19 protein-coding genes are annotated in these 22,581 nt (G+C 69.5%); 8 read left to right on the top strand and 11 right to left on the bottom strand.

What is annotated here, in order from left to right:
• Nucleotides 1-81: 81 nt before the first annotated feature.
• The 10 genes from KL771_RS01250 to KL771_RS01205 are packed head-to-tail and all read right to left on the bottom strand — an operon-like array spanning nt 82 to nt 11,023.
• Nucleotides 82-483, bottom strand: coding sequence for a rhodanese-like domain-containing protein (locus KL771_RS01250; protein ID WP_261966747.1), 402 nt, complete (start codon nt 481-483; stop codon nt 82-84).
• Between the two features lie 2 nt (nt 484-485).
• Nucleotides 486-1,049 carry a peroxidase-related enzyme gene (locus KL771_RS01245; protein WP_261966746.1) on the bottom strand — a complete coding sequence of 188 codons (564 nt, stop codon included), beginning with the start codon at nt 1,047-1,049 and terminating at the stop codon, nt 486-488.
• Nucleotides 1,050-1,070: 21 nt separating this feature from the next.
• A complete protein-coding gene (locus KL771_RS01240; protein ID WP_261966745.1) occupies nt 1,071-3,383 on the bottom strand; it encodes a molybdopterin-dependent oxidoreductase in 2,313 nt (770 codons plus the stop codon).
• An 11-nt stretch (nt 3,384-3,394) separates the two neighbouring features.
• On the bottom strand, nt 3,395-4,954 hold the full coding sequence (locus tag KL771_RS01235) for an acetolactate synthase large subunit (RefSeq protein ID WP_261966744.1): 1,560 nt from the start codon (nt 4,952-4,954) through the stop codon (nt 3,395-3,397).
• Nucleotides 4,951-6,468: an FGGY family carbohydrate kinase gene (locus tag KL771_RS01230; protein ID WP_261966743.1), complete on the bottom strand. Its 1,518-nt coding sequence runs from the start codon at nt 6,466-6,468 to the stop codon at nt 4,951-4,953. Before KL771_RS01230 ends, KL771_RS01235 begins: the two co-directional genes overlap by 4 nt.
• A gap of 38 nt (nt 6,469-6,506) precedes the next feature.
• Nucleotides 6,507-7,184, bottom strand: coding sequence for an L-fuculose-phosphate aldolase (locus KL771_RS01225; protein ID WP_261966742.1), 678 nt, complete (start codon nt 7,182-7,184; stop codon nt 6,507-6,509).
• An 8-nt stretch (nt 7,185-7,192) separates the two neighbouring features.
• Nucleotides 7,193-8,239 carry a 2-hydroxyacid dehydrogenase gene (locus KL771_RS01220; protein ID WP_261966741.1) on the bottom strand — a complete coding sequence of 349 codons (1,047 nt, stop codon included), beginning with the start codon at nt 8,237-8,239 and terminating at the stop codon, nt 7,193-7,195.
• 11 nt (nt 8,240-8,250) lie between these two features.
• Nucleotides 8,251-9,456 carry a CaiB/BaiF CoA transferase family protein gene (locus KL771_RS01215; RefSeq protein WP_261966740.1) on the bottom strand — a complete coding sequence of 402 codons (1,206 nt, stop codon included), beginning with the start codon at nt 9,454-9,456 and terminating at the stop codon, nt 8,251-8,253.
• 14 nt (nt 9,457-9,470) lie between these two features.
• Entirely contained in the window at nt 9,471-10,238 is a 768-nt protein-coding gene (locus KL771_RS01210; protein WP_261966739.1) for a CoA transferase, read from the bottom strand.
• Nucleotides 10,235-11,023, bottom strand: coding sequence for a CoA transferase subunit A (locus KL771_RS01205; RefSeq protein WP_261967075.1), 789 nt, complete (start codon nt 11,021-11,023; stop codon nt 10,235-10,237). The genes KL771_RS01210 and KL771_RS01205 overlap by 4 nt, the downstream gene beginning before the upstream one ends.
• Nucleotides 11,024-11,332: 309 nt before the next feature.
• Between KL771_RS01205 and KL771_RS01200 the strand changes: the two genes are divergently transcribed.
• The 5 genes from KL771_RS01200 to KL771_RS01180 all read left to right on the top strand — a co-directional run bounded on the left by KL771_RS01200 (nt 11,333) and on the right by KL771_RS01180 (nt 17,850).
• Entirely contained in the window at nt 11,333-12,484 is a 1,152-nt protein-coding gene (locus tag KL771_RS01200) for an ABC transporter ATP-binding protein (RefSeq protein ID WP_261966738.1), read from the top strand.
• Nucleotides 12,481-14,268, top strand: a complete 1,788-nt coding sequence (locus KL771_RS01195) for an ABC transporter permease subunit (RefSeq protein ID WP_261966737.1) — start codon at nt 12,481-12,483, stop codon at nt 14,266-14,268. The genes KL771_RS01200 and KL771_RS01195 overlap by 4 nt, the downstream gene beginning before the upstream one ends.
• Before the next feature lie 32 nt (nt 14,269-14,300).
• Nucleotides 14,301-15,392: an extracellular solute-binding protein gene (locus KL771_RS01190; protein WP_261966736.1), complete on the top strand. Its 1,092-nt coding sequence runs from the start codon at nt 14,301-14,303 to the stop codon at nt 15,390-15,392.
• 122 nt (nt 15,393-15,514) lie between these two features.
• Nucleotides 15,515-16,369 (top strand): IclR family transcriptional regulator, encoded by an 855-nt coding sequence (locus tag KL771_RS01185; protein ID WP_261966735.1) that lies wholly within the window; start codon nt 15,515-15,517, stop codon nt 16,367-16,369.
• A gap of 41 nt (nt 16,370-16,410) precedes the next feature.
• Complete coding sequence (locus KL771_RS01180) at nt 16,411-17,850, top strand: NAD-dependent succinate-semialdehyde dehydrogenase (protein ID WP_261966734.1); 1,440 nt, start codon at nt 16,411-16,413, stop codon at nt 17,848-17,850.
• 108 nt (nt 17,851-17,958) lie between these two features.
• Here the strand turns inward: KL771_RS01180 and KL771_RS01175 are convergent, their stop codons facing one another.
• Nucleotides 17,959-18,903 carry a LysR family transcriptional regulator gene (locus tag KL771_RS01175; protein WP_261966733.1) on the bottom strand — a complete coding sequence of 315 codons (945 nt, stop codon included), beginning with the start codon at nt 18,901-18,903 and terminating at the stop codon, nt 17,959-17,961.
• Nucleotides 18,904-19,321: 418 nt separating this feature from the next.
• On the opposite strand from KL771_RS01175, the gene KL771_RS01170 reads away from it, so the two are divergent.
• The 3 genes from KL771_RS01170 (at nt 19,322) to KL771_RS28345 (ending at nt 22,473) form a co-directional block, all read left to right on the top strand.
• On the top strand, nt 19,322-20,185 hold the full coding sequence (locus tag KL771_RS01170) for an alpha/beta fold hydrolase (RefSeq protein WP_261967074.1): 864 nt from the start codon (nt 19,322-19,324) through the stop codon (nt 20,183-20,185).
• Nucleotides 20,186-20,522: 337 nt separating this feature from the next.
• Nucleotides 20,523-22,061: a cryptochrome/photolyase family protein gene (locus tag KL771_RS01165; RefSeq protein WP_261966732.1), complete on the top strand. Its 1,539-nt coding sequence runs from the start codon at nt 20,523-20,525 to the stop codon at nt 22,059-22,061.
• Nucleotides 21,961-22,473, top strand: a complete 513-nt coding sequence (locus KL771_RS28345) for a DUF2256 domain-containing protein (RefSeq protein ID WP_390866502.1) — start codon at nt 21,961-21,963, stop codon at nt 22,471-22,473. The genes KL771_RS01165 and KL771_RS28345 overlap by 101 nt, the downstream gene beginning before the upstream one ends.
• Nucleotides 22,474-22,581 lie beyond the last annotated feature (108 nt).

The following is a 22,581-nucleotide window of genomic DNA, read 5'->3' as shown; positions in this document are numbered from 1 at the left end:
AGTCGGGTGCGGCGCCAGGGTCCGAGAGGGCGGGTGGGGGGCGGTAAGCCCGTCCGCCGCCCCAATCCCGGGGCTGGCGGGTTACGCCTTCGGCGGGCGATGCTCGCGGGTGGCGACCGGCTGGCCGGCGCCCTTCCAGGCGGAGAAGCCGCCGCGCATGCTGGCGGCCTTCAGGCCCATTTCCTGCGCCACCTTGGCGGCGAGCAGCGAGCGCCAGCCGGAGGCGCAGAAGAACACGAAGGTGCGGTCCTCGGCGAAAGCCGGCTTATGGTAGGGGCTTTCCGGGTCGATCCAGAATTCCAGCATGCCGCGCGGGGCGTGCATGGCGCCCGCGATGGTGCCGTCGCGCTCCAGCTCGCGCACGTCGCGGATGTCGACCAGCGTGACCGCGTCGTCCGGCCCGTAGGCGGCGACATCGGCGATCTCGACCGAGCGCACGGCGGCGTCGGCCTCGGCGAGCATGTCCTTGTAGCCCTTGGCCATGGTCAGCGCCCCATCGCGTAGAATTCGTCGTTCGGACGCATCGCCGTCACGTTGGCGAGGCGGTTCGACATGGCGAAGAAGGAGGCGATGGCGGCGATATCCCAGACGTCCTCGTCCGAGAAGCCGTGCGCCTTGACGGCGGCGAAATCGGCGTCGCCGACCTCCTCGGCCTTGCGCGAGACCTTCATGGCGAAGTCGAGCATGGCGGTCTGACGCGGGGTGATGTCGGCCTTGCGGTAGTTGATCGCGACCTGGTCGGCGATCTGCGGATTCTTGGCGCGGATGCGCAGGATCGCGCCATGGGCGACGACGCAATACTGGCACTGGTTGGCATTCGAGGTGGCGACCACGATCATCTCGCGCTCGGCCTTGGTGATCGGGCCGGGCTTGTCCATCAGGGCGTCGTGATAGGCGAAGAAGGCGCGGAACTCGTCGGGCCGGTGGGCAAGCGTCAGGAAGACGTTGGGCACGAAGCCGGACTTCTCCTGCACGGCGAGAATGCGGCTGCGGATGTCCTCGGGCAGATCGGCGATCTCCGGGACCGGGAAGCGACTGACGGCGGGCATGGGGTTTCCTCTTCGTTGATCTTATTCGGCGGCCTGGGCGGCGAGGCCCTCGGCATAGGCCTCGAAGGCATCGGGCGCGGTTGCCGCATAGGGCTCGACCTGGACCAGGCAGGTATGGGCCGAGCAGCCCTGGCCGAAGCTGGAGGTCGGGATATCGGGCGTCAGGATGTTCGGATTGCCGGCGATGTCGAGCCCGCTATTGCCATGCGGCGTCAGCCAGGCCCCGGTCGGCAGCACCACGACGCCGGGCCGGACCGAATCCGCATGCGTGGCGGTCGCGAGGCACGCGCCGCGCTCGTTCCAGAGCCGGATGGTCGAGCCGTCGGCGATGGCGAGCCGGTCGGCATCGGCCGGGTTGAGGCGGGCCTGCTCGCGCCCGCCGCGCTTCAGCGCGCGGCTCGCCGGCCCGGTCTCCAACTGGCTGTGCAGGCGGCCCGCCGGCTGGTGCGAGACCAGGTGGAACTGGTTCGGCGCCTCGGCCTTGCCGAGCCATTCGTAGGGCTCCAGCCAGGCCGGGTGGGCCGGGCAATCCTCGTAGCCGAGCCGGTCGAGCAGGTCGCTGCCGAGCACGATCCGGCCGCTCTCGGTCGGCAGGGCATGGGCGGCGGGATCGTCGCGGAAGGCGGCCAGATAGGTGTGGTTGTCCCGGACCGGGAAGCGGGTATGGCCGGCCTCCCAGAAGGCGTCGAAATCCGGCATCGCGAAGCCGGCCCGGTTGGCGGCGTCCTGGCGGCTCTCCTCGTAGAGCACGCGCAGCCAGTCCATCTCGCCGCGCCCCTCCGTGAAGGCCTCGCCGACGCCGAGTTCGCCCGCGATCGCCGAGAAGATGTCGAAATCCGAGCGCGACCGGCCGAGCGGGGCGATCGCCTGCTTCATCGCGAAGACGTAGTCCGAGCGGCGGTTGCCGGCGATGTCGTTGCGCTCGATCGAGCTGGTCGCCGGCAGGACGATGTCGGCGCGCCGGGCGGTCGCGGTCCAGTTCGGGTCCTGGACGACGATCGTCTCCGGCCGGGTCCAGGCCGCGGCGAGGCGGTTGAGGTCCTGGTGATGATGGTAGGGATTGCCGCCGGCCCAGTAGACCATGCGGGTATCGGGATAGTGGCGCGTCTCGCCCTGGTAGGTGAAAGCGGCGCCCGGCTGCAGCAGCATGTCGGTGATGCGGGCGACCGGGATGAAGCTGTCGATCGGGCGCTTCAATTGCGGCACGGCCGGCGACTTGGCCATCGCAAAGGGCGCGCCGACACCGCCGAGCGAACCGTAGCCGTAGCCGACGCCGCCGCCCGGCAGGCCGATCTGGCCGATGATCGCGGCGAGGCCGAGCGCCGCCCAGAAGGGCTGTTCGCCGTGATGGGCGCGCTGCAGCGCCCAGCTGACCGTGATCATGCTGCGGGTCGCCAGCATCTGGCCGGCGAGGTCGGAGATGGCCTGCCGGTCGAGCCCGGTGATGTCGGCCGCCCAGGCGGCGTCCTTGACGATGCCGTCCTCGGCGCCGGTCAGATAGGCCAGGAACCGGTCGCTGCCCGAGCAGCAGCGTTCCAGGAAGTCGCGGTCGTGCCGGCCGGCCTTCACGATCTCGCCGGCGAGGCCGATCATCAGGGCCGTGTCGGTGTTCGGGCGGATCGGCCACCATTCGGCGCCGACCCAGTCGGGCATGTCGTCGCGCAGCGGCGAGACCAGCACCACGCGGACGCCGCGTTCGGCGAGACGGCGCAGATGGCCTTCGAGCGTGTGGGTGCCGAGCCCGCCGGCCTCGTTCTGGGCCGTGCGCGGCGAGAGGGCCCCGAACACGACCAGCGTCTCGCTATGTTCGGCGATGGTGTCGAGCGTGTTCGCGCGGCCGCCGCAGGCATCGTCGCTGCCGAGCGTGTGACGCAGGATCACCGGGCCGGCGGCAATGCTGTAGGTGTCGACATGGCCGGTATAGCCGCCGGCCAGATTGAGCATCCGCTTCAGGAGCGACGGTGCGTGATGGAACCGGCCGCAGCTGGTCCAGCCGTAGGACCCGCCGAAGATCGAGGCCGGCCCGAAGCTCGCGCCGACGCGGCGGATTTCGCCCGCCACCAGCGCCGCCGCCTCGTCCCAGGAGACCGCCACGAAACGATCGCTGCCGCGCCCGGTCCGGTCGCTGCCCTCCCGGCTGCGCAGCCAGCCCTCACGCACCATCGGCTGCAGGATGCGCCGCTCCGGTGCTGCCCATTCCTTCACCGAGTGGATGATCGAGGAGGGCGCAGGGTCCTGTTCGAAGGGCTCGACGCCGACGATCGCTTCGTCCTCGACCAGGATCGTGTAGGCGCCCCAATGGGAGCAATGCGGCACGCGCCGGATGGTGGCCATGGGACTGTCCTTCAGATGACGGCTTCGATCAGGAACGGACCGGTGCGCCGGCAGGCGGCGGCCAGGATGTCGTCGAAGGCTTCGGCGCTGTCGGCGCGGGCGGCTTCCACGCCCATGCCGGCGGCGAGCTTGACCCAGTCGAGGGCGGGATCGTCGAGATCGAGCATGCGCGATGCGTTGCGGCCGGGCTTGCCGGCGCCGACCTTGGTCAATTCGCCATGCAGGATGGCGTAGCGGCGGTTGGCGAATACGATGGTGATCACGTCGAGCCGTTCGCGCGCCTGCGTCCACAGGCCCTGCACGGTATACATGCCGCTGCCGTCGGCCTGCAGGGTGACGACCTTGCGGCCCGGGCAGGCGATCGCCGCGCCGGTGGCGAGCGGGATGCCGATGCCGATCGCGCCGCCGGTCAATTGCAGGAAGTCGTGCGGCTCCGCGCCGGCGGTGGAGCGGAAGAAGTCGCGGCCCGAGGAGACGGACTCGTCGCAGACGATCGCCTCGGCCGGCATGTGGCGGGCCAGCGCCAGCGCGATCGCATCGGGGGTCAGGGCACCGCGGACCGCATCGGGACGCTGGCGCGCGGCGAGGCGCGGGGCGGCGGTGCCGAGTTCGGCTGCGAGCGCCTCGATCGCGGCGACGAGGTCGCCGTCCGGCGCGGCGAGATCGAGCACCCGGCAGCCCTCGGGCAGCATGCTGCCCGGCTTGCCCGGATAGGCGAAGAAGCCGACCGGAGCCTTGGCGCCGATCAGCACGACCAGATCGGTCTCGGCGAAGCTGGCGACCGCCTGGTCGACCACGTAGGCGACGCGGTCGACCGCGACGCGGCCGGCGCCGCGCTGCATGCGTCCGTTCGACTGCTGCGCCATGATGCGTGCGCCGGTCCTGGCGCCGATCCCGTCGAGAAGCCGCAGCGGCGCGTCGCGCAGCGCCAGGCCGGTCGCCAGGAGGGTCGGCCGCCGCGCGGCACGGATCGCCTCGGCGGCTGCCCGGATCAGGGCTGGGTCGGGGGCCGCGGCACGGGGCAGGGCGATCGCGGTCGGACGGGCGGCGGTGGCGGTCGCGTTCCAGGCCGCATCGGCCGGCAGGATCAGGGTGGAGATGCCGCCGGGCGCTGTGCGGGCCGCACGGATCGCCGCCTCAGTGGCGGCGCCGACGCCGTCGGCCGTCTCGGCGCGGCCGACCCAATGCGACATCGGGCGGGCGAGCGATTCGATGTCGGAGGTGAGCGGCGCGTCGTGGACGAGATGGTAGGTGGCGTGGTCGCCGACCACATTGACCATCGGGGTGCGGGCGCGGCGGGCGTTGTGCAGGTTGGCGAGGCCGTTGGCGAGGCCGGGGCCGAGATGCAGCAGGGTGGCGGCGGGCTTGTCGGCCATGCGGGCATAGCCGTCGGCCGCCCCGGTGACGACGCCCTCGAACAGGCCGAGCACGCAGCGCATGGTCGGCTGCCGGTCGAGCGCGGCGACGAAATGCATCTCCGAGGTGCCCGGATTGGCGAAGCAGACGTCGATGTCGTTGGCGAGCAGCGTCTCGCACAGGAGATCGGCGCCATTGGGTGCTTGGGTGGTCACTTCGGATTGCTCCTCCGGGTCGCGGCAGCCAGGTCCTTGAGACCAGCGATATCAGGCCAGAGGTCCGAGATCGCCCCCAAGGTGCGGGCGAAGACCTCGTATTTGCCAGCCGCATAGGTGGCGACCGGGCCGGTCTCGGGCTCCACGCGCGTCTCGGCCGGGCAGACGAAGCGGTCGGCGAGATCGGCGCCCGAGGCCCAGCCGAGCGCACCGGCCGCGATGGTGGCGAGGCCGCGCAGGCCCGCCTGGCCGCCGGCGACCGGGCGGACGGGCGCCTGGAGCGCGGTCGCCAGGAACTGCATGAAGGCGGCGTCGCCTGCGAGGCCGCCGCCGACGACCAGATCCGCGCCGTCGCCGCCCATCATCGCGTAGGCGTGCCGGGTGACGAAGGCGAGCGCCTCGCGCGCCGCCCAGGCGATGGCGGCGGGATCGGTCGCCCCCGACAGGCCGAAGGCGGCCGCGCTGGCATGAGGCGAGGTCACCGGCGCGCGCTCGCCGCCGGGCTCGAAGAAGGGATGCAGAACCACGCCGGAATAGACCGGCGCGACCGGGCCCGGCGGCAGGCCGGCAAAGAGCGTCGCCGCATGGCCGAGCGCGGTGGCGCCGTTGAAGCTCGGATGGGTGCAGACATAGCCGTCGCCGAGCACGAAGGGCTGCACCATGGCACCGGGCGGCTTGGCCGCCATGGCGGCCGGATCGAGCCGGTGGCTGCCATGGATGGCGCTGGTGCCGAAGATCGAGGCCCGCGAGACGCCGGGCCGCACGCCGAGGCCGAGCCCGATCAGGGTCGACTGCACGTCGCCCGGGCCGATCAGCACCGGCAGGCCCGAGGGCAGGCCGATCCGGCCGGCGGCCTCCGCGCCGAGCCCGGCCCGGCAGGCGCCGACCGGTTCGAGCGGCGGCAGCAGGGCGATGCCGCGATCGAGACCGAGGGTTTCCTCGACGATCGGGCTCGGCAGGCCGCTTCGCCAATCGCCCCAGGTCGGCAGCACCGCGCTCGGCTCGCCGGCGAGCCGTCCGGTCAGCGACAGGAACAGCCATTCCTTCAGCCGCAGCGCATGGGCAATGCGGGCGAGCCGCGCGGGATCGTGACGCTGCAGCCAGAGCAGTTGCAGGCTTTGCGAGGCTGCGGTCGGCTGGGCGTAGGTGGTGCGCTCGATGGCGTCGAGCCGGCCGGAGGCACGCAATTCCGCGACCAGCGGCCGGGCGCGGCCGTCGAGCCAGGTCATCGCCCGGCCGACGGGCTCGAAATCGGCGCCGATCGGCCAGAGCCCGTCGCCCTGGCCGGTGACGATCAGCGCGGCCGCCCGGCCGGGGACCGCCGCGGCGCATTCGGCGAGCGCCGCGAAGGCGTCGTCGCGGGTCGCTGCCATGTCCTGCTCGACCTGGGAGCTGTCCCGGCGCAGCGCCGCATTGGGACGCTCGGCGGACGCGACGAGGCGGCCGTCGCGGTCGAAGGCGGCGGCCTTGACGGCGGTGGTGCCCGAATCGAGGGCGATCAGGACCGGGTCCATCGCGGACGGCGCCTCGTGGTCGAGAGAGGGAGCGGTGATCAGGACGCCTGGCGCAGGCCTTCGAGCGCCTTGGGGCTCTGCTGGCCGTAGGTCTTGAACCGCTCCAGCACCTCGGCGATCTGCTCGTCATTGAGGATCGGCGGCTCGGCGCCGGTCTTCAGGCAGAGGAGATAGAGCTCGGCCAGTTCCTCGACGGTGACCGCGAGCGCCAGCGCGCGCGGGATCGAGACATGGGCGGTGATCACGCCGTGATGGGCCATCAGGCAGGCGCGACGGCCTTCGAGCGCGGTGATGACGCGGTCGGCCAGCGCCTGCGAGCCGAAGATCTCGTAGGGCGCGCAGCGGATGGTCGCCCCGCCGGCCGCTGCGATCACATAGTGGATCGCCGGGATGTCGCGCTCCAGGATCGAGACCGCGGTGGCGTGGGTCGAATGGGTGTGGACCACCGCATTCAGGTCCGGCCGGGCCTTCAGGATGTCCCGGTGGAAGCGCCATTCGCTCGACGGCAGGACGTCGCCCTCGAAGGTCGCGTCCCAGTTCATGGCCACGACGTGGTCGAGGGTCATCTTGTCGTAGGGGATGCCGGTCGGCGAGATCAGGAAGCCGTTGCCGAAGCGCACGCTGACATTGCCGGCTGTGCCCTTGTTGATGCCGAGGCGGCTCATGTTCAGGCAGGATTCGACGATCTCGGTGCGGAGCTGACGTTCGTCGCTCATGGTCTTGCTCACTTGGTCGGATAGAGGGGGGACTGACCGTCGAGGATGCGGCCGATATCCTCGGCGAGCATGTCGGCGGCCTTGACGGTGGAGTAGCGCGAGGCGCCGGCGATATGCGGCGACAGCGTCACGTTGGGCAGTTTCAGGAGTGGCAGGTCCGCTGGCGGCGGCTCGGGATCAAAGGTGTCGAGCGCGGCGCCCTTGAGGTGGCCGGAGACCAGCGCGTCGTGGAGCGCCGCGTAGTCCAGCACCTGGCCGCGCGTCGTGTTGATGATGTAGGAGCCGGGCTTCATCGACGCGATCTGGGCGCGGCCGATCATCTTCCTGGTTTCCGGCGTGACGCGCGGATGCAGCGTCAGCACGTCGGCGGTGCGGATCAACTCGTCGAGCTCGAGCTTGACGATGCCGGCGGCATGATCCTCCTCGGTCAGCACCTTGAACGGGTCGTAGACCCGGATGGCGCAGCCGAAGGGGCGCAGCAGGCGGGCGACGCGGGTGCCGATATCGCCATAGCCGACGATGCCGACGGTCAGCTCGCAGAGCTCCGGGCCGGCGTGATCGAAGTGGTAGAAGTCGCGCCGGAATTCGCCGCTCGCCACCGAGAGATGGCCGCGGATCAGGTTGCGGGTCTCGGCCAGGATCGACGCGACGGTGAACTCGGCGACCGCGGAGGCATTGCGGCCGGGCGTGTTGACGACCGTGACGCCGCGGGCGCGCGCCGCCGGCATCTCGATATTGACAGGGCCGCCGCGCGACACGCCGATGATCTTCAGCCGCGGCGCGTGATCGAGGCTCGCCGCCGTGATCGGGGCGAGGTGGGTGACCAGGATGTCGAGATCGGCCAGGAACTCGAAATAGTGCTCCGGCCGGCCGACGAACTCGGCCACCGGCAGCGTCGGGTCCTGCTTGGTCGACTGCACCTTGAGCGGCCAGTCGAGGGGCATCGCCTTGAAGGCGACGCTGCGTCCGGCGAGGCGCTTGCCGAGGGCTTCCTCGAAGAAACGCGGCTGCATGAAGCCGTCGCCGATGATGCCGATGCGGATCGTGTCGCTCATGTCCGGCCTCCTCACGCCGTCTTCGCGGTGTCGGTGAGGCCGGCATCGAGGCCGGGCAGAACGTCCCGGTAGCGATCCGGATCGATGCCGTGGTCGGCCAGGACCTCGGCGGTGTGCTCGGCGAAGCCGGGCGGCGCCGTGCGGTAGCTGGCCGGGGTGCGCGACAGCTTGATCGGGCTGCCGGTGCCCCGGTAAGTGCCGATGTCGACGATCATCTCGCGATGCCGGGTGTGCGGGTCGGCGACCACCTGGTCGATCGAGCGCACCGCGCCGCAGGGCACGCCGGCCTTGATCAGGCGGTCGGCCAGCGTCGCGCAGTCATGGGCGGCGAGTGCGGCCTCCAGCTGGACCTTGAGCGCGTCGCGGTTGGTGTTGCGCATCCGGTTGGTGACGAAGCGCGGATCGGCGGGCAGGTCGTCGCGCCCGATCAGGCGGCACAGGGTGGCGAACTGGCGGTCGTTGCCGACGGCCAGGAAGATCGGGTCGGTGCCGGTCGCGAAGGTATCGTAGGGGCAGATGTTCGGATGCGCATTGCCGGTCGGGCCGGCGACCTTGCCGGAGAGATAATAGTTCGGCAGATGCGGATGCAGCAGCGACACGCCGCAATCGTAGAGCGTCGTCTCGACGAACTGGCCCTTGCCGCTGGTGGCGCGCTCGTTGAGGGCGAGCAGGATGCCGATCACGGCATTGAGGCCGGTGACCATGTCGACCACCGGCAGGCCGACGCGCAACGGCGTGCCGTCCTTCTCGCCGTTGACGCTCATGATGCCGCAGGAGGCCTGGATCGCGGCATCGTAGCCGGGCAGACCGCCGAGCGGGCCGTCGGCGCCGAAGCCGGAGACGCGGCAATGCACGAGGCGCGGGAAGCGCCGCTCGATCTCCTCGCGGCCGAGGCCCCAGCGCTCCAGGGTGCCGGTCTTGAAATTCTCGATGAACACGTCGGCGTCTTCGAGCAGCTGCATCAGCAGATCGAGGCCGGCCGGCTGCGCCATGTCGAGCGCGATGCCGCGCTTGTTGCGGTTGAGGCCGAGAAAGTAGCTGGCGGCGCCGTCCAGGAAGGGCGGGCCCCAGCCGCGCGTTTCGTCGCCGGCGGGCGGCTCGATCTTGATCACGTCGGCGCCATGGTCGGCCAGGACCTGGCCGGCATAGGGGCCGCCCAGCACGCGGCTGGCGTCGATGACCTTGATCTTGGCGAGGGAACCGGAATTCGGCAGCATCGACACTCCGACGGTCAGGCCGCGTCTGCGGCGGCAGCGATCTCGCGGCGCATCTGGGCGGCGAAATCGGGATAGGTCTCCTGGAGATCGTCGAGCACGGGGCCGCGCAGGAGGGCGAGGGTAGCGGGATCGGGCAGGGCGGTCGTCGGCGGCGCGGCATCATGGGCGAAGGCGAAGCCGGTCGCCTCGACGATCTCGCCGAGGCTGTGGCCGGGATGGACGCTTTCCAGCCGGAAGCCCGGGCGGGACCTGTCGAAGGCGAACAGGCCCTTGCCGGTCAGCAGCGCATAGGGGCCGCCGGTGCGGTGGATGCCGGGCGCGCTGACGCCGGGCGCGCTGATGAAGTCGACCTTCTCGACGAAGACGCGTGGCGTGTGCTCCTCGCGGAACAGGATCACGCGCGGGACGACGAAATAGAGATAGGCCGAGCCGAAGGAGCCCGGCCAGCGCACGCTGGAGCGCGGATAGTCGCCGGCGCCGACCAGATTGATGTTGGCTTGCCCGTCGATCTGGCCACCGCCGAGGAAGAAGGCGTCGATGCGGCCCTGGCCGGCGCAGTCGAACAGTTCGGTCGAGCCGTTGGTGAAGAAGTTGTGCTCGACCGAACCGAGGATCGAGATGCGCACCGGCTCGGCGCCGGCCCGCGCCTTCAGGGCGCGCAGCAGCATGGCGCCGGCGGCCGGAATCGGCGAGGAGGCGCCGACCGCGACATGGCGGACGCCATCGAGCAGGCGCGCGATGGTGGCGATCAGGATCTCGCGCGGGGTCACGGAAGCATTCATTGGGCGGCCTCCAGGGCGCCGGCGCGCATGTAGTCGGCGAAGCCTTCGGCCGAGCGGGCGGCCTTGGCGTAGCGCTGCAGTTCGGCGGTGTCGGCGCCGTATTCGCCCCACAGCCCATAGGGCCAGGCGCCGCGCTCGGCGACCGCAACATCGCTGACATAGAGCGCCGGCAGGACGCCGGCGGCGGTGATCTCGTCGGCGAGCAGGTTGTGGTCGACGATCCGCTCGACGGTGACCAGTGTGGTGCGGGCCGCATAGGCCATGGCGGCGAGTTCGCGGCGGCGGCCGATCCAGACATTGCCGGCCCGGTCGGCCATCGGCGCGTGGAAAATCGCCACGTCGACATGGATCGCCGGGATCAGCACGATAGGGTCAGGCTCGGCCGAGAACGGATTGTCGATCACCTTCCAGTCGGGCCGGTTGGCGAGCACGTCGGAGCCGATCAGGCCGCGGATCGGCGTGAACGGATTGCCCTTCTGGGCCGCCATCAGGCCGGCATGGATGGCCGGGCAGGTGGCGTCGCGGATGACGATCGCGCCGTCCTTGACCGCCTGGTTGAAGCGCGGCGCGCCGCCGGCCTCGCCGAGCGAGAGCCCGCTGGTTTCCACCGAGCGGACCAGTCCGGCGCCGATCAGCATGTCGACCTGCAGGCCGCCGGTCGGGACGCAGACGAGATCGAGATCGCCGGCACCACGTTCGATCAGCGGGCGGGTCATCGCCATGGAGACGCCGGCATAGTCGACCGGCAGCGCGAGGCGCATGCCCGGCACGATCCGCTCGGCCATGCGGCGAAGGTTCGGATCCAACTTTTCCTCCCAACCCGTTCTCGGGGGTACGTTTCTGCGGCGTTGTTCTGAATTATAGAACGCCATTCCGAACCAGAGGATAGAGCCGTTTTCGGTTTCGTGTCAACATTCGGCTCCGGTCCGGATCGCACCGCCGGACGGCAGTGCATTCAGCAAATATCTGAATGAATTGGAATAAATCGAATGATGCGAAAAGTCCGGGTCGCCGCCTTGACAAGCGCCGGGGTCGGTCGGAACATAATTCCAAAATGCTGTTCTACATTGTGGAACAGTGCTCGGGAGGAAAACATGACCACTTCGTCCGCGATGCGAGCGGCGGGACAGCCGGGTGCGGCGGCCGCGGCGACCCGCTCGCCGGCTTCCGGTTCCCAGGCGATCGGCAGCCGGATCACCGCTGCCGGCGTCATCAAGCGCTACGGCTCCTTTCTGGCCGCCGACGGCGTCAGCCTCGACATCCAGCCCGGTGAGTTCGTCACGCTGCTCGGCCCGAGCGGCAGCGGCAAGACCACGCTGCTGAACCTGATCGCCGGCTTCCAGAAGCCCGACGGCGGCGCGATCCTGGTCGACGGCAAGCCGATCGACCGGGTGCCGACGCACCGGCGCGGCTTCGGCATGGTGTTCCAGAGCTACGCCCTGTTCCCGAACATGACGGTGACGCAGAACGTCGCCTTCCCGCTGCGCATGGCCGGGATCGACCGGGCGACGAGCGAGCGCCGGGTTGCCGAAACGCTTGAGATGATGCGGCTTTCCGAACATGCCGCCAAGACGCCGGCCGAGATGAGTGGCGGCCAGCAGCAGCGCGTCGCCATCGCCCGCGCCATCGTCATGCGGCCGCGGGTGATCCTGATGGACGAGCCGCTGAGCGCGCTCGACCGGCGCCTGCGGGAATCGATCCAGATCGAGATCCGCGACCTGCACCGCACGCTCGGCAGCACCTTCCTGTTCGTGACCCACGACCAGGGCGAGGCGCTGGCGATGAGCGACCGCATCGCCGTGATGGATGCCGGGCGCGTCGTCCAGATCGGCACGCCGACCGATGTCTACCGCCATCCGGTCAACCGCTTCGTCGCCGCCTTCGTCGGCGAATCGAACCTGATCGAGGCCGAGATCCTGCAGCGGCGCGGCACCACGGTGACGCTGAAGAACCGCAGCGGGCAGGTCTTCGAGGCGGAAAGCCGCGATCAGATCGATCTCGGCCGGGTCGCCGTGCTGGTCCGACCGGAACGGATCGCGGTGTCTGCCGAGCCCGGCCCGGGCGCGATGCCGGCGACGGTGCGCTCGGCCCTGTTCCTGGGCGAGATCCAGCGCATCGAGGCCGAACTCGAAAGCGGCGAACGGGTGCTGATCCGCTGCGCCGACACCGCCGGGCGGCGGCTGCCCGATCCGGGCGCGACCATCTGGGTGTCCTGGGGCAGCGAAGACTGCTGGGTGCTGTCGTGAGCGCGGTCACGCCCGACGCGGTGGCGGCGCCCGCGACGCCGCTGGCCGAACGCCTGCGCAGCCCGGCGCTGCTGCTGGTGCCGGCGATCGCCTTCCTTGGCTTCATCTATCTGTTGCCGCTGATCGATCTCGTCCGGATCAGTCTCGCCGGCATCCCGTGGTGGACGCATTTCGAGCGGGTCTTCTCGGTTCCGCTCTATTGGGACTCGCTCGTCCGCACCATGCAGATCTCCGCCACCGTGGCGGCGCTGTGCCTGGTCTTCGGCTATCCGACCGCGCTCCTGATCCATCGCAGCCGCGGCCTCGCGAAGGTCGTGATCGCCACCGCGATCATCCTGCCCTACTTCATCGCCATCCTGATCCGCACCTATGCCTGGATGGTGCTGCTCGGCCGCAACGGACCGATCAACAAGCTCCTGCAGGGGATCGGCATTACCGACGAGCCGCTGCAACTGCTGTTCAACCGCGGCAGCGTGCTGCTCGGCATGACGGCGGTGCTGCTGCCGCTGATGGTGCTCAGCATCTATTCGAGCCTGTCGCGCCTCGACGGCAGCCTGGTCCGGGCGGCGCTGGCCAGCGGGGCAGGGCCGATCGCGGTGTTCTGGCGGGTGACGATCCCGCTGACCCTGCCGGGCATGGGCGCCGGCTTCCTGCTGGTCTTCGTCTCCGCGCTCGGCTTCTTCATCACCCCGACGCTGCTCGGCGGGCCGGGCGACCAGATGTTCGCCATGCACATCACCCAGCAGGCCGATTTCGCCACCAGCGAGGGCTTCCTGCAGGCGCTGGCGGTCGTGCTCCTGGTGATCACGCTGATCGTGGTCGGCGTCGCCGGACATTTCCTCGGCTTCGAATTCATCTGGGGCGGCAGCAAGCTGGTCGAGACGCCGTCGCAGCCCGCGCGCGGCGGGGCGGGGGCGCGCCGAACCTCCCAAGGCGTCGGCGCGCTCCTCGCCGATCTGGCCGGCTGGCCGATCCTGCGTCTGATCGGCCGCCTGCCGGCCGGGGCGGGCGCCTGGACGGTGCGGATCATGGGCGGCGCGGTCATCGCCACGCTGATCGTGCCGATCGTGGTGGTGATGATTATCTCGTTCAGCAAGTCGAGCTTCCTGACCTTCCCGCCGCCGGCCTTCTCGCTGCGCTGGTACGAGAAGTTCTTCTCCGATTCCGAATGGATGGCCGCCTTCTTCAACTCGGCCATGATCGCCGCGCTGTCGGCCGCCATCGCCGTGTCGCTCGGCGCCGCCGCCGCCATGGGCATCGTGCGCAGCACGATCCGCGGCAAGACGCTGCTGATGTTGATCCTGGTCAGCCCAGTCGTGGTGCCGCCGGTGGTGCTCGGCCTGTCGCTCTACAGCCTGTTCCTGCGCGCCGATCTGGTCGGCACGCCCTGGGGGCTCGCGGCGGCGCATGCAGTCGGCGGCATCCCGATCGTGGTCGTGATTGTGGCGGCCGCGCTGCAGGGTGTCGACCGCCGGCTCGAACAGGCCGCCGCCGTGCACGGTGCCTCGCCGGTAACTGTGTTCCGTACCGTGACGCTGCCGGCGATCGCGCCGGGGCTCGCGGCCGCGGCCTTCTTCGCCTTCCTGCATTCGTTCGACGAACTGGTGCTCTCGCTGTTCCTGTCGAGCGCCCAGCTCAAGACGCTGCCGCTCCGCCTGTGGGCGGACGTGAATTACCAGCTCAATCCGGTTCTGGCGGTGGTCTCCTCGCTCGAGGTGCTGCTGGTGATCGGGGGGATCGCGCTGGCCCGGCCCGTACTGTCGCGGTCCGGCGGCGCAGCATGACGACAATCAAGATCAAACGGAGGATATCGCTCATGACATTCCAGGCCGCATTCCGTCGCCTTCTGACCGGGGCCGCCACCGCCGCCCTGGTGGCCGGCGCGGCGACCGTCGCGACCGCGCAGGACAACGTGGTCATCATGCAGGATCCGGGTGGCGCCTATGGCGAGGCGCTGCGCAAGATCATGTACGATCCCTTCGAGAAGGCGACCGGCATCAAGGTCGTCACCGTGCAGGAGGCGCGCAGCGGTCCGCGCATCAAGGCCCAGGTCGGCGCCGGCAAGACCGAGTGGGATCTGACATTCATCTTCGACCAGGAGACCAAGCTGCTCGGCGATTGCTGTCTCGCCGACATCGACTATTCGAAGCTGTCGGAGAGCGCGCAGAAGACCCTGGCGACCATGCCGGACAATCTGAAGCGCAAGAAGGGCGTCGCCCTGCAGGTGATCGGCGTGACGCTCGCCTATCACACCGAGAAATACGCCAAGGCGCAGCCGAATAACTGGGCCGACTTCTGGGACGTGAAGAAGTTCCCGGGCAAGCGCTGTCTGCCGGGCTGGCCGCGCTTCGTCTTCGAGGCCGCGCTGATGGCCGACGGCGTCGCCAAGGACAAGCTCTATCCGATCGACATGGATCGGGCGCTCAAGAAGATCGCCGAGATCAAGCCGCATGTCTCCAAGTGGTGGAATACCGCCGCGCAGGCGCCGCAGCTTCTGCTCGACGGCGAGGCCGACATGTGCATGGCCTATGCGGGCCGCATCAACAACCTGGTCGTGGTCGACAATGCGCCGGTCAACATGACCTGGAACCAGGGCTTCGTCTATTACGACTTCTTCTCGATCCCGAAGGGCGCGCCGCATTACGAGAACGCCCTGAAGCTCCTGTCCTGGCGCCTCGACGCCAAGCGGGCCGCCGACCTGACCATCGGCTATCCGGTCGCCGTGCCGTCGCCGCTGGTCTTCCAGGCCGCCCCGAAGGATGTCAGCCGGCTCTGGGCCAACAATCCGGAGAACGTCGCGCAGGCGATCGAATGGAGCCCGGACTACTGGGGTGCCATCTCGCCGGACGGCAAGTCGACCAATGAGGAATACGGCCAGGAAAAGCTGAACGCGCTCCTCGCCAAGTGATCCGCGACGCCGTGTCCCCGGTCTCTCCGGCCGGGGGCGCGGCGGCGTTTCGCTCTGCCCTTGGTCCGCCCCGCAGGGTCGTGCTAGAGCAGGTTTCGTTCGGGCATGAGCGTCCGGACGGAATGAAATTCTCTCCCGGCCCCGCAGCGCGCAGGATCGGCGACCGTCTGGTCGCGCTCAGGCGCGCCGGCATCCGGGTTGCGGGCGCGCCGGGCGGACGGATGGACAAGGCCTTCATCAAGGGTTTGAAACTGCTCGAGACGCTGGCGCTCAGCGAGGCGCCGCGCGGCGTGACAGATCTCGCCACCGAACTGCAATTCACCAAGAGCAACGTGCACCGCCTGCTCGCCACGCTGCAGAGCCAGGGCTATGTCCGCCAGGTGCCGCCGCACTCGACCTACGAGCTGACCACCCGCATCTGGGAGCTCGGCAGCAACGTCATCCGCCGCATGGATCTGATCAAGGTCGCCCGCCCGGCCATGATCAAGCTGGCCGAGGCGACCGGGGAGACCGTCCATCTGTCCGTGCTCGACGATATCGACGTGGTCTATGTCGACAAGATCGAGAGCGCCCATCACATCCGCGCCCATACCAGCGTCGGCGCGCGCGCGCCGGCCTATACGGTGGCGACCGGCAAGGCGATGCTGGCGCACATGCCTGACACCTATCTGGAGCGCTTCCGCCCGCATCTGAAGCGCTATACGGAAACGACGCGGACCACGCTCGAGGAGCTTCGCGCCGACATCGAGCAGGCCCGTCAGCAGGGCTTTGCCGCGGTGCCGCACGGGGAGTGGCGCGAGGGGATTGCCGCGGTCGCCTGCGCGATCCTCGGCCGCTCGGGCGAACTGATCGGCGCGATCGGCATGTCGGGACCGGACTCGCGCATCAAGCGCAAGCAGTTGAAGCAATTCTCCGTCGACGTGATGGAGGCCGCCCGGACCATTGGGCTGGCGCTGGGCTATACGGGCGGTCGCTGACCTCGTCGACGCCGCCCCCGGAACGGATCACTGAGGATCACATGGCTGACTATCCCAATACCCGCCTGTTCATCGACGGCGCCTGGTGCGACGCCATCGACGGCCGCACGATCGACGTGCTCGATCCGGCGACCGACGAAGTCATCGGCACGGTCGCGCATGCGGGCCGCGTCGATCTCGATGCCGCGCTCGCCGCCGCCGACAAGGGCTTCCGGGCCTGGAGCGCGACCTCGGCCTTCGAGCGCTACCGCCTGATGCGCAAGGCTGCCGACCTGCTGCGCGCCCGCGCCGAGACGATCGCCGCCATGCTGACCCGCGAGCAGGGCAAGCCGCTCGCCGAGGCCAAGGGCGAGACGCTCGCCGGCGCCGACATCATCGACTGGTTCGCCGAGGAGGCGCGCCGCACCTACGGCCAGATCATCCCGCCGCGCGTCGCCGGCGTGACCCAGATGGCGGTCAAGCTGCCGGTCGGTCCGGTCGCCGCCTTCACGCCGTGGAACTTCCCGATCAACCAGGTCGTGCGCAAGCTCTCCGCCGCGCTCGCCGCCGGCTGCTCGATCATCGTCAAGGCGCCGGAAGAGACCCCGGCCGCGCCGGCCGAACTGATCCGCTGCTTCGTCGATGCCGGCATTCCGGCCGGCGCGGTCAATCTGGTCTATGGCGATCCGGCCGAGATCTCGTCCTACCTGATCGCCCATCCGGTGATCCGGAAGATCTCCTTCACCGGCTCGACCCCGGTCGGCAAGCAGCTCGCCGCGCTCGCCGGCACGCATATGAAGCGCGCCACCATGGAACTCGGCGGCCACGCGCCGGTGATCGTGCTCGACGACGCCGATGTCGGCCAGGCCGTCAAGGTCATGGCGATGTCGAAGTTCCGCAATGCCGGCCAGGTCTGCGTCTCGCCGACGCGCTTCCTGGTCCAGGACGGCGTGCACGATGCCTTCCTGGCCGGCTTCACCGCCGCCGCCAAGGCGCTGCGCGTCGGCAACGGGCTCGACCCGCAGACCCAGATGGGGCCGCTCGCCAACACCCGGCGCATCCCCGCCCTGGAGGCGCTGATCTCCGACGCCGCCGGCCGCGGCGCCGAGATCGCCACCGGCGGCCGCCGCATCGGCAATACCGGCAACTTCTTCGAGCCGACCGTGATCGCCGGCGCGCCGACCGATTCGCGCATCATGAACGAGGAGCCGTTCGGTCCGGTCGCGATCGTCAACCGGATCGGCTCGCTCGACGAGGCGATCGCGGAGGCCAACCGGCTGCCCTTCGGCCTCGCCTCCTACGCCTTCACCCGCTCCGCCGACGCCGTCCACGCGATCGGCATGCGCGTCCAGGCGGGCATGACCACCATCAACCACAACGGCCTGGCGCTGCCCGAGGTGCCCTTCGGCGGCGTGCGCGATTCCGGCTACGGCACCGAAGGCGGCTCGGACGCCATCGAGCCCTATCTGGTGACCAAGTTCGTCACCCATCTGGCGAACTGACGGTCTCGATCGGGCAGGGCCCGGTCTCCCGGCGCCGGCTCCTCGCGAGCCGGCCTCGGGAGCGCTGTCGCACGTCCGCCCGAGCGGCGAGGGGATCCGTTCCAGACCTCAGGTCCGGCTGTCGTCCGGGCCGCGACTGCCATCGACGATCGCCGCAACGTCCCGCAAACGCAGCTGCAGGCGCGGCGTGACGAAATCCAGGAACGCCCTGAGCTTCACCGGCAACTGTGTCCGCGGGGCATGCACGATCTGGACAGGAAAGGGTGCCGGCGCCCATTCCGGCAGGACCTCGACGAGCGCGCCGTCGCGAAGGCTCTCGGCCGCCTGGTAGGACATGACATAGGCGATGCCCAACCCCGCTGCGGCCCCCGCGACGACGGCATCGGCCGTGTTCACGGAATAGCGCGGACGGACGACGATGGTCTGCAGGCCGCGCGGGCCGGCGAAAGTCCAGTCCCGCCAAAGTTCAAATCCTTCATAGGCGATGCAGGCGTGCCCGGACAGGTCTCCGGGCGAAGCCGGCCGACCGCGGCGTGCGAGATAGTCCGGGCTGGCACAGGCCAGCCAGCGCAGCGTGCCGACGCGCCTGGCCACGAGGCGGCTGTCCGGCAGATGGCCGAGGCGCAGCGCGACATCGACATGCGTTTCGACCAGATCGACGATGCCGTCGGTCAGCGCAAGCCTGACCGTCACCTCCGGATAGGCATCGAGAAATTCGTGAACGATCGGTGCGACATGCGTCTTGCCGAACTGGATCGGCGCGGTGATCAGCAATTCGCCCCGGGGCACGCGATATTCGCCGGATACGGCGCGTTCCGCTTCCGCCAGTTCGTCGAGGACGCGCCGTGCGGACGCCACATAGGCGGCTCCGGCCTCGGTGAGCAGAAGCCTGCGCTGCGTTCGCACCACCAGTTGGGAACCGAGCAGCGTTTCCAGATCGGAGACGCGCCGGCTGACGGTCGGCAGGGGAATGTTCAATTGACGGGACGCCGCCGACAGGCTCCCGCCGTCCACGGCGGCCAGCAAGGTCCGCATGGCCTCGAACCGGTCCATCGATCCTCTCGCAATATGGAAGTTCGGGTTCCATTTCTACAGCCTACCGCCGAAATGCGATAGGCGGCATCTCTGTCGGCACCGGTCGGGTATGGCCGAGGCGCAGAGGGACTTCCCAAGAGCAATCGCAGGGCCGAACGCCCGGCCGGACCCCCTCGCGGGCCGGTCCCTACGTGCCGTCGCCGGCCGACATCCCGGTGCGGCCGCGGTCTTCCGTCCGTCCGGGTGCGGTCGCTCCTGCGCTCCGAACCGGGCCGCGAGACATCCCCCGCGGGCGCCGCGTTCGCCCTGACCTCAGGACGAGCCCTTCGAGCCGGCACGTGCCGGCCTGCCCGGATCACGACCTCCCGCAACCCGGCGGCAGCGACGCGGAAGCGCGTTCGCGATCATCCCGTTTCACGCTCAAACCAGGAGAACAATCATGACGGTTCGCCATAAGACGATCGATGTCGATGGTCTTGACGTCTTCTACCGCGAGGCCGGCGACAGGCGCCGGCCCGGCATCCTGCTGCTGCACGGCTTTCCCAGCGCCAGCCACATGTTTCGCGATCTGATTCCGGAACTTGCCGGCCACTACCATGTCGTCGCCCCCGACCTGCCGGGCTTCGGCATGTCCGAGCAGCCGCCGCGGGGCAGCTTCGACTACAGCTTCCGCACCATCGCGAAGGTGGTCGAGCGCTTCACCGAGGTGATCGGCCTCACGCGTTTCGCCCTCTACGTTTTCGACTACGGAGCCCCGGTCGGCTTCCGCCTCGCCGTCGAGCACCCGGACCGCATTGCCGCCATCGTCACCCAGAACGGCAATGCCTATCTGGACGGCGTGTCGCAGGCCTTCGCGCCGGTTCAGGCCTATTGGCGCGAGCCGACCCAAGCCAATCGCGATGCCCTGCGCGACTTCCTCGCCCCGCAAACCACGCTGTTCCAGTATACCCATGGCGTCGACGACCCGACACGGGTCTCGCCCGATGGCCGCAACCTGGATGATTTCTACCTGTCGCGTCCGGGAAACGACGAGATTCAGCTCGATCTGCTTCTGGATTACAGAAACAACGTCGCCTTCTACGGCACGATTCACGACTATCTGCGCACGCACCGGCCGCCGGTGCTCGCCATCTGGGGCCGGAACGATCCGTTCTTCCTTCCGGCCGGGGCTGAGGCCTTCAAGCGCGACGTGCCGTCCGCCGACGTGCGGTTCGTCGAAAGCGGGCATTTCGCGCTGGAAACCCATGCGGCGGAGATCGGCGCGGCCATGCGCGGGTTTCTGGCGGAGCATTTGGGGTAGCTGAGGCATCCGGCCGGGTCGTCCCGCAGGATCGGGCGTCCGGTCCGGCGGCGACGCACCGGGCGCCGGATGGGCGCCCGCCAATGTCGGGGCCGGTCGGGCCCGCCGGGCCGAGTGCACCGTCCGCATGGACACCGGCGGGCGCTGCCGCCGGATCGGCTTGCGTCCGCAGCCCGGGCCGCCGGCGGCATCCGATCGACCGCCGGCTGCGTGAAAGGGGGCGGGCGGGCCTCCTGGCGCCGCCGGGGACGGGAAAGCGCGGTGTGATGTCGACAGATCGAGGCCGAGGGCGGCTGGAAATTCTCCCGGCAGGCCTGCCGGCGGGAGCGGCCGGGACATGACGGTGCTGCGCGTCATCCTCGGCGACCAGCTCTCGCCGCGCCTCGCGAACGTCGCCGGGGCGGAGACGGGGCGGGACGTGTTCCTGATCGCCGAGGTGATGGCGGAGGCGACCTATGTCCGCCATCACGTCAAGAAGATCGCCTTCCTGTTCTCGGCCATGCGCCATTTCGCCGAGGCCCTGCGCGCCGCCGGCCATATCGTGCGCTACGTCGCCCTCGACGAGGCCGCCAACACGCAGAGCCTGGAGGGCGAGATCCGGCGCGCCGTCGAGGCGCTGCAGCCGTCCCGCATCGCCGTCACGGAGCCGGGCGAATGGCGCCTGCGCGAAAACTTCGAGGCGATGCGGGACGGGCTCGGCGTGCCCTTCGACATCCTGCCGGACACGCGGTTCCTGTGTTCGCATGCGGACTTCGACGCCTGGGCGGAGGGGCGGCGCGAATTGCGGATGGAGTATTTCTATCGCGAGATGCGGCGCCGGCACGGCCTCCTGATGGAGCCGGACGGCACCCCGGCGGGCGGGCGCTGGAATTTCGACGCCGACAACCGCAAGCCGCCGAAACAGGGCCTCACATCGCCGCCGCGGATCAGCTTCCGCAAGGACGCCATCACGCTGGCCGTGCTCGATCTCGTCCGCCGGCACTTTCCCGACGGCTACGGCCGGCTCGAGCCGTTCCATTTCGCGGTCACGCGCCGCCAGGCGCTGCGCGAGCTCGATCATTTCATCGCCGAGATCCTGCCGGGCTTCGGCGACCATCAGGACGCGATGGTCAAGGGCGAGCCCTATCTCAGCCACTCGCTGCTCGCCGCCTATCTGAATGCCGGACTGATCGATCCGCTGGAGGTCTGCCGCAAGGCCGAGGCCGCCTATCGCGAAGGCCTGGCGCCGCTCAATGCCGCCGAGGGCTTCATCCGGCAGATCCTCGGCTGGCGCGAATATGTCCGCGGCATCTACTGGCGCTTCATGCCCGGCTATGTCGAGCGCAACGCCCTCGGCGCGGCTGAGCCGCTGCCCTGGTTCTATTGGAGCGGCGAGACCCGCATGGCCTGCATGCGCGAGGCCTTCGCGCAGACGCATGACCACGCCTATTCGCACCACATCCAGCGCCTGATGGTCACCGGCAATTTCGCGCTCCTGGCCGGGATCGACCCGAAGGCCGTGCACGAATGGTATCTGGCCGTCTATGCCGATGCCTATGAGTGGGTCGAGGCTCCCAACACGCTCGGCATGGCGCTCTACGCCGATGGCGGCCTGCTCGCCTCCAAGCCCTATGCGGCCAGCGGCAACTACATCAACCGCATGAGCAATTTCTGCAGCGGCTGCGCCTACGATCCCGCCCGCGCGGTCGGCGCGGGCGCCTGCCCGTTCAACGCCCTCTATTGGGATTTCCTCGCCCGCCACCGCGACCGCTTCAGCCGCAACGCCCGCATGCCCCATGTCTACGCCACCTGGGACCGCATGGCCCCCGACAAGCAGGCGGCCCTGCGCCACCAGGCCGAGGCTCACCGCGCCGCCATGCGCGAGGGGCGGTTGTGAGCGGTGCGATCCGGCGGGGGGCGATCGGGGAAGGGGCGATCGGGAAAGTGGACGATCGGGACCGAGGCGAGCGACGAGGAGGCGAGCGGGACCGGCAGGGTTCGGCAGAGGCCCCCGGAGCGAGTCGCGCCCGGGAAGCACGGCGACCGACGCCGCCCAAAAATCGCCGACCCGCCCCCGCGACCGGCGCCGGGTCCCCGATCGGAGCCGCTACGCGATCCGGACCGTCTCCCGAACAGGTCAAACCATGAAGAAGAAGCGCATCGAAAAGGCCAACCTCCCGACCAAGCCCTGCACCGTCTGCCAGCGCCCGTTCACCTGGCGCAAGAAGTGGAGCAAGGTCTGGGACCAGGTACTGTATTGTTCGGACGCCTGCCGTAGGGGGCGGCGGGGCGGATTCGGGAGGATGTGAGTGAGAGCGATCGCCTAATACCATCCGTGCGCAAATATCTTCTAAATTGTAAAATGAACAATACTGAAAAATGGGTACTGGCGAAGAAGTTCGCGCACTCGCCGCGGT

Origin of the sequence: Prosthecodimorpha staleyi (assembly GCF_018729455.1) — a bacterium.
GTDB lineage: Bacteria > Pseudomonadota > Alphaproteobacteria > Rhizobiales > Ancalomicrobiaceae > Prosthecodimorpha > Prosthecodimorpha staleyi.
Note: the sequence above shows the minus strand (reverse complement) of the source record. Positions and strands in the feature narration are given on the sequence as shown.

What these genes read in the sequence shown, in the direction of transcription:
- KL771_RS01180 (WP_261966734.1), top strand. Translation starts at nt 16,411, where the DNA reads ATGGCTGACTATCCCAATACCCGCCTGTTCATCGACGGCGCCTGGTGC.
- KL771_RS01250 (WP_261966747.1), bottom strand. Translation starts at nt 483, where the DNA reads ATGGCCAAGGGCTACAAGGACATGCTCGCCGAGGCCGACGCCGCCGTG.
- KL771_RS01205 (WP_261967075.1), bottom strand. Translation starts at nt 11,023, where the DNA reads ATGGCCGAGCGGATCGTGCCGGGCATGCGCCTCGCGCTGCCGGTCGAC.
- KL771_RS01240 (WP_261966745.1), bottom strand. Translation starts at nt 3,383, where the DNA reads ATGGCCACCATCCGGCGCGTGCCGCATTGCTCCCATTGGGGCGCCTAC.
- KL771_RS01225 (WP_261966742.1), bottom strand. Translation starts at nt 7,184, where the DNA reads ATGAGCGACGAACGTCAGCTCCGCACCGAGATCGTCGAATCCTGCCTG.
- KL771_RS28345 (WP_390866502.1), top strand. Translation starts at nt 21,961, where the DNA reads ATGTCTACGCCACCTGGGACCGCATGGCCCCCGACAAGCAGGCGGCCC.
- KL771_RS01200 (WP_261966738.1), top strand. Translation starts at nt 11,333, where the DNA reads ATGACCACTTCGTCCGCGATGCGAGCGGCGGGACAGCCGGGTGCGGCG.
- KL771_RS01185 (WP_261966735.1), top strand. Translation starts at nt 15,515, where the DNA reads ATGAAATTCTCTCCCGGCCCCGCAGCGCGCAGGATCGGCGACCGTCTG.
- KL771_RS01190 (WP_261966736.1), top strand. Translation starts at nt 14,301, where the DNA reads ATGACATTCCAGGCCGCATTCCGTCGCCTTCTGACCGGGGCCGCCACC.
- KL771_RS01215 (WP_261966740.1), bottom strand. Translation starts at nt 9,456, where the DNA reads ATGCTGCCGAATTCCGGTTCCCTCGCCAAGATCAAGGTCATCGACGCC.
- KL771_RS01220 (WP_261966741.1), bottom strand. Translation starts at nt 8,239, where the DNA reads ATGAGCGACACGATCCGCATCGGCATCATCGGCGACGGCTTCATGCAG.
- KL771_RS01245 (WP_261966746.1), bottom strand. Translation starts at nt 1,049, where the DNA reads ATGCCCGCCGTCAGTCGCTTCCCGGTCCCGGAGATCGCCGATCTGCCC.
- KL771_RS01230 (WP_261966743.1), bottom strand. Translation starts at nt 6,468, where the DNA reads ATGGACCCGGTCCTGATCGCCCTCGATTCGGGCACCACCGCCGTCAAG.
- KL771_RS01210 (WP_261966739.1), bottom strand. Translation starts at nt 10,238, where the DNA reads ATGAATGCTTCCGTGACCCCGCGCGAGATCCTGATCGCCACCATCGCG.
- KL771_RS01175 (WP_261966733.1), bottom strand. Translation starts at nt 18,903, where the DNA reads ATGGACCGGTTCGAGGCCATGCGGACCTTGCTGGCCGCCGTGGACGGC.
- KL771_RS01165 (WP_261966732.1), top strand. Translation starts at nt 20,523, where the DNA reads ATGACGGTGCTGCGCGTCATCCTCGGCGACCAGCTCTCGCCGCGCCTC.